General features: G+C 65.6%; 1 protein-coding gene. It reads right to left on the reverse strand.

Features of this window, described 5'->3' with window-relative positions; translation table 11 throughout:
- Positions 1-231 precede the first annotated feature (231 nt).
- Entirely contained in the window at positions 232-1,515 is a 1,284-nt protein-coding gene (locus ACX80N_RS17705) for a class I SAM-dependent methyltransferase (RefSeq protein ID WP_459340461.1), read from the reverse strand.
- Positions 1,516-2,162: the final 647 nt, after the last annotated feature.

Consider the following 2,162-nt stretch of genomic DNA (forward strand, 5'->3'; position numbering starts at 1 on the left):
CCGAGAGAGTGTGGGAGAGTAGGACACCGCCGGACAACCATTACAGGCAAGAGGCCCCACCACGGTGGGGCCTCTTCCCCGTTAACCACCAAACCCCACACACCCCCACAGACACACAGGCGCGACGCCGGCACGAGGGAAGCACCATCCCTTCCGGCTCTGCTTTGTCTCCCCAGATAGAGGCACGAAGACGTGTCGCCGGCCCTCTGTGATCCTGCGCCACCGGCCCCGTTAGACCCACTCCCGACGCCGCAATGGGGGCTCGTCCCCTCCAGGACGCTGCACCAACACCTGATTCACGCCGTTCAGGTTCCGCTCGAAGCCGAGTGCGCTCGATGCCATGTACAGCCGCCAGACCCGAGCCCGTCCCTCGCTTGTCAGACGTACCGCCTCGTCCCAGTTCTTCTCGAGGTTGTCCACCCAGGCTCGAAACGTCAGGCCGTAGTGCCGGCGCAGCGCTTCGACGTCGAGCACTTCCAGCCCTGCCGATTCGAGCGCCTCGATCATGACGGTGAGGCTGAGCATCTCACCGTCGGGGAAGACGTAGCGGGGGATGAAGGAGTCCGGGTCCGGTGGCAACTCACCCGCGTTCCAGGAGATGGCGTGATTGAGGAGGCGGCCGCCGGGACGCAGCAGGCTGCACAGACTGGACGCGTAGGCACCGATCTGATCTCGGCCGACGTGTTCGGCCATGCCGATCGAGCTGATCGCGTCGAACGGTGTGTCCCGGACGTCGCGGTAGTCCTGAACCCTGATGTCGATACGGCCGGCGAGACCTGCGTCCGACGCCCGCTTCCGGGCGAGATCTGCTTGCTCTTTCGAGAGGGTCACACCGACGACGTCCACTCCGTAGCGCTGCGCCGCGTGCAATGCGAAACTTCCCCACCCGCAGCCCACATCGAGCAATCGCATGCCGGGTCGAAGACCGAGTTTGCGGCACACCAGGTCAAGCTTCGCCTCCTGGGAGGCGTCCAGGCCGATGGTCTCGTCCTCCCAGACAGCGCAGGAGTAGACCATCGACGGTCCCAGCACGAGTGCATAGAACTCGTTGCCGACGTCGTAGTGATGGGAGATCGCCGCGGCATCACGTTCCTTGGAATGCTTCCGTCCCTTTCGGGTCACGTTCATCTCCTCGGGCGGCGGCGCGGGTGGGAGCCCCAGCGCTCCGACCTGAACGGCCGTCCGGACGAGCTTGATACGTTCACGGAAAGACGGAGGGCGGAAGGCGTGCAGTTCGGAGAACTTGCCGACGGAGCTGAGCGCCGAGAAGCTTTCGAAGAGGTCGCCGGGCCCGTCGATGTCCCCTGCAACATACGCACGGCTCAGCCCGAGCTGATTCGGCGCCCAGAGCATTCGCCGCAACGCCCGGCGGGAACGGAACTCGATCACCGGCGCATCCGAGGGCCCGGCTTCTGATCCATCCCACGCCCGGAGCCTCAGCGGAATCTTCTCCGTGCCAAGAATGATCCCCAGGGCTTCGGCCAGACGCGGTGCCACTCCCTTCTTCCTGGTCATGCACCTTGTCTACTACGACTCGGTGCAGCGATCCAGACCTCGTGGGGCGACCTCCGACCAGCCGCCGTCGTCGGTAGAGAGTCCTCCGCCCGAAGGGTCGCGAACGCTCTCCTTGTGGCCGGCGGTCCCGGTAGCCACCCCGTGGCATTCCTCTTCCCAAAGGCGGGTGGACCTTTCGCTGCCCGAGGACGTCGGAGGGATTCGGCAGCCGATGCCGGGTGGAGCGGGCACCCGATCGACACCTCGACGTTCTTCGCAGGATGCCGGCTGAGGTGGAGCTCCCTGCGACCGCCGGGAGAGGCTGGGGCCGGGGGAAGGGCCAGGGCGGGCTCCCTGCAGGAGGACGTCCTCCCCGAAGAGGCAGGGGTAGAGCCTTCCCCGCCGTGAGGAGCTGTCGTGGCGGGAGCCGGCGCCTCCTTGTGAGATGTGCCCGCGGGTGTCGTTCTGGGCGCCGGCGTGCTCGTGGTGGGGCGGATTTGGTCTTGGGGGTGGGGTGCTCGTATAGTTATGGAGTTGCCCCGGTGTGGGTGACAATCCCCCCCTTGATGAAGATTCGAGTTCTTCGGTTGCGTGCTGTGCATGGTTCCGGTGGTGGCTCGGGGTTCGTCGTCTGTTCTGTGGGTTTGTTGGTCGGTTGTGCTGCTGGT

It is taken from the genome of Arthrobacter sp. MDT2-16 (genome assembly GCF_054510925.1).